Origin of the sequence: Exiguobacterium sp. A1_3_1 (assembly GCF_048985645.1) — a bacterium.
Taxonomy (GTDB): domain Bacteria; phylum Bacillota; class Bacilli; order Exiguobacteriales; family Exiguobacteriaceae; genus Exiguobacterium_A; species Exiguobacterium_A indicum.
In genome coordinates, this window is sequence record NZ_WBYY01000250.1 from 1 (window position 1) to 3,374 (window position 3,374).

The window sequence follows — 3,374 nt, forward strand, 5'->3', positions numbered from 1 at the left end:
ACATTACCCCATCAGACAGTACTCGATGTCACAGGTGCCGTTGATTCGTGGTACCAAGTCAAGCTCGACGGAAAAGAAGCGTATGTTGCTTCAACTTATGTCAAAGCTTCAACAAAAGCTTCGCCACCAACAACACCAACGACTCCCGGAGTCTCTGTGACGCCGGTTGATGCTTCGAAGACGTATCGCGTCAATGCCCCAACCGGGCTGAACGTCCGCACATTGCCTTCGACGTCTTCTAAAGTCTTCACGCAAGTCGGACACGGCTCAACGGTCAATGTCACAGGTGAAACGACAGGAAAAGATAGCGGCTGGTACCAGATCAAGATTGGAACGGGTCTCTACTATGTTGCGAAGAGTTACATCACGACGGGATCCGTCACGACGACGCCTCCGGTCACGCCACCACCTCCTGTGACGACCGTACCTGGTTCGACATTGATGGAACGTGCGATCTCGATTGGGCAACAATATCTTGGTACACCATACGTCTGGGGATCAAGTAGCCCCGTCAATGGTGGATTCGATTGCTCTGGTTTTGTGAATTACACGTTGAATGCCGCTGGCTATGCTGTCGGACGGACGAACGTCAACGGTTACTGGAACGATGATCGGTATCTCGGAGCGAAGTTATCAAAATTACGTCAACCGAAGCGTGGCGATATCATCTTCTTCGAAAACACCTATGCCGCTGGTCCGACACATATTGGCATCATGCTGAACAATGATCAGTTCATTCATGCAAATGAACCTGCTTTAGGTATCAGCCGTGTATCGGAACGTTACTGGACGCAAAAACTATTAGGCTTTAAATCACTTTAAACTTTCCTCATCCATCCCTCGGGGTGGATGTTTTTTGTCTTACCACTTCACTTTGGGATATACTGGATATGGAAAGGATGTGTCTGCATGTCTTACAAAACACTGTATGTTCGGCTTCTCTTTCTTGCCTTATTGATTTTTGGTGGCTCGATGCTCTTGCATTATATCCAGACGGGAGACGTCTATATCGGTCACTTGATCGTTTCCGTCGCCGCTTGCGTCTTATTGATTTTCAGAAGAACGACATCCTTACACGAACAGGCATGAAGCGCACTCGCCTCATGCCTGTTTTTTTGTCATTGAACCTTAACCAATGCTTGTATCTCTCGCTCAAGATCGCCTTTGAGTCGTTCGCTTTGAAGATCATCCTTCAATCGAATGACATCCTCCAGCCGTTCCTGACCAATCCCTCGTTGCATCGCTAGTACGAGCGTCTGTAGCATCATCGCTTGGTCGAATCCACTCGCGGCAAGCCACGCATCTTGCATCTCCCATATCTTATCGACGCTCTGCTGCAGCGTCTGATTCGGTAATTCGATGCCGTTGACAAGGAGATGGACTTCGAGTTGTCCGATGTAATGCTTCGCGTCATCGATCGCCACAGTGACGAGTTTTTCCCACGCCATTTGCATGCCGTCCGTATCGTTTTCAAAAATCGCGATGAGTCCTTTCGTTAAATCGACTTCGATTCGTCCGACGGCAGTCGTTTCACTAAATGCAAAAAACTGCTCCAGTCGATCAAACTCTTGCCGTGATTGTTCGATTTCCCCTTCTAGATATAAAAACAATCCGAGGAAACGTTGAAACGAAATGACATGATAATAGACATCTTGCTCCCGCATATACTGAACCCCTTCACGCAATAAGGCGATCGCTTCTGTGTAGTGATCATCGAACAAACTTGCTCGGAGCGCACGCAGGATTTGAAGCTTTAAATAGGTTTTCGGTGCAAGTGGAATCTCACGTGGTATATCCATTGCTTCGATCAGCTCATACGCTTCCTTCGTCCGTTTGAGATTGAATAAAAAGTAAACTTTTGCGATTTGGGCAAGTAATTGTTCATCTTGACGACCGAGCTGTTGAAAAACCCGTTCTGCTTTCTCGAAATAAATCAAACCAAGCTCCGGGTCAGACGTTCGGAGGGCATCCCCATATTCCTGAAAGACCTGTCCTTGCCAGTAAGAGTTTGTCTCTGGCACTAAATACGGATGCAGAATTTCCCGAACCTTTTCGTCCGAATGATACGAGGTATCTCGTGAACGGATCGTTTCAAGGAGTTCCCGCATCTGAACATCCCGCGGATCGAGCATTAATTCTTCGACTGTCACTTGTAATCGCCTAGCAATCGCCTGTAGTGCAGGCACTGACGGTGTTGCTTTCCCGTTCTCGACCATACTGAGCATCGACTTCGTGATGATGCCGGTCGCAACGTCCGTTTGCGTCATTTTTTTCTGTTTTCGGATCTGTTTGATACGTTCCCCTAACACACTTGTCACTCCTTTTATCATAAAAGTTAAATTTTATTGAACTTTATCTTTACATTTTTCTTCCACTCCTTTATTCTACACTAAAGTTCAATAAAATTTAACTCTGAAGGAGTGAACAGGATGTCATTTAATTTAAAGCGTGTCTTATTCGGAAAGTTTTGTTCGTTGTTCGCAGCTAGTCTCTTTACGTTCGTCGCCGGACTGACCGTCTTACGGGAAACATCGTCTGGTTTTCAGTTTGCGCTCGTCCTGCTTGCAGGATCAGTGCCACGGATTTTGCTTTCACCGGTCGCTGGTGTCCTCGCCGATCGTTGGAACCGGAAACGAATCATCGTCATGACCGAAAGCTTAAGTGCACTCGTCTTGTTTGGACTTTTGCTCTATTCGCTACAAGCCCCTCTACATACCGTTCATTACATCGTTGCTAGTGTCCTCTTGACGAGCCTGTCGACGTTCCTGTCCGTCACCTTATCTAGCTCGTTACCGCGACTTGTAGCAGAAGAGGAGTTACAATGCGGGAACGCGCTCTTCTCAACGATTCAATCGACCTCAACGATCACTGCGCCACTCGTTGCGGGATTGCTTATCGCCGCTGTCTCCATCACGCAATTCTTGATCTTACCGTTTCTCTTGTTTGCTTCTGCTGCCTGGTGGAATAGCCGCCTCCGCTTTCTTGCTGTGGATACCGCTCCTCTGGCTACTACCGATACGCCGTCTTTCGTCTCGGAGTTTAAAGAAGGCTACCGCTATCTGTTCCGTCAACCGGTCTTGACGACACTCGTCCTGATGGCGATCGTCCTGAACTTCTTTTTTGTCGCTTTCGAAATCTTGTTACCGATCATTTTGCTCGATCGACTGCAATTCACACCATTTCGGTTTGGAATGGTCGAGTCCGCACTCGGTGCCGGTCTTCTTGTCGCTTCGTTGCTTCTTGCCTTACCTCGCTTTACGGTGAAACGTCCGTTACGCACGATATTCGAGTCGCTCTTTTTAATCGCCTCTTGTTATGCGCTTCCTGCACTTGCCCTACTCGGCTATGTTCCACCTGCTCTACTACTACCTTTT

Annotated in this window: 4 protein-coding genes; 3 read left to right on the forward strand and 1 reads right to left on the reverse strand. The window is 47.7% G+C overall.

Annotation, left to right across the window (positions count from 1 at the left end; genetic code table 11):
* Together F8N00_RS17180 and F8N00_RS17185 are read left to right on the forward strand one after the other, a co-directional pair.
* The coding region (locus F8N00_RS17180; protein WP_421018661.1) for an NlpC/P60 family protein at window positions 1-822 on the forward strand (822 nt) is incomplete at its 5' end.
* Window positions 823-909: 87 nt separating this feature from the next.
* Window positions 910-1,089 carry a hypothetical protein gene (locus F8N00_RS17185; RefSeq protein WP_023467740.1) on the forward strand — a complete coding sequence of 60 codons (180 nt, stop codon included), beginning with the start codon at window positions 910-912 and terminating at the stop codon, window positions 1,087-1,089.
* 29 nt (window positions 1,090-1,118) lie between these two features.
* Here the strand turns inward: F8N00_RS17185 and F8N00_RS17190 are convergent, their stop codons facing one another.
* Window positions 1,119-2,309, reverse strand: a complete 1,191-nt coding sequence (locus tag F8N00_RS17190; protein WP_421018662.1) for a helix-turn-helix domain-containing protein — start codon at window positions 2,307-2,309, stop codon at window positions 1,119-1,121.
* A 120-nt stretch (window positions 2,310-2,429) separates the two neighbouring features.
* On the opposite strand from F8N00_RS17190, the gene F8N00_RS17195 reads away from it, so the two are divergent.
* Window positions 2,430-3,374, forward strand: a 945-nt coding sequence (locus F8N00_RS17195) for an MFS transporter (RefSeq protein WP_421018663.1), incomplete at its 3' end; no start/stop codon positions are given.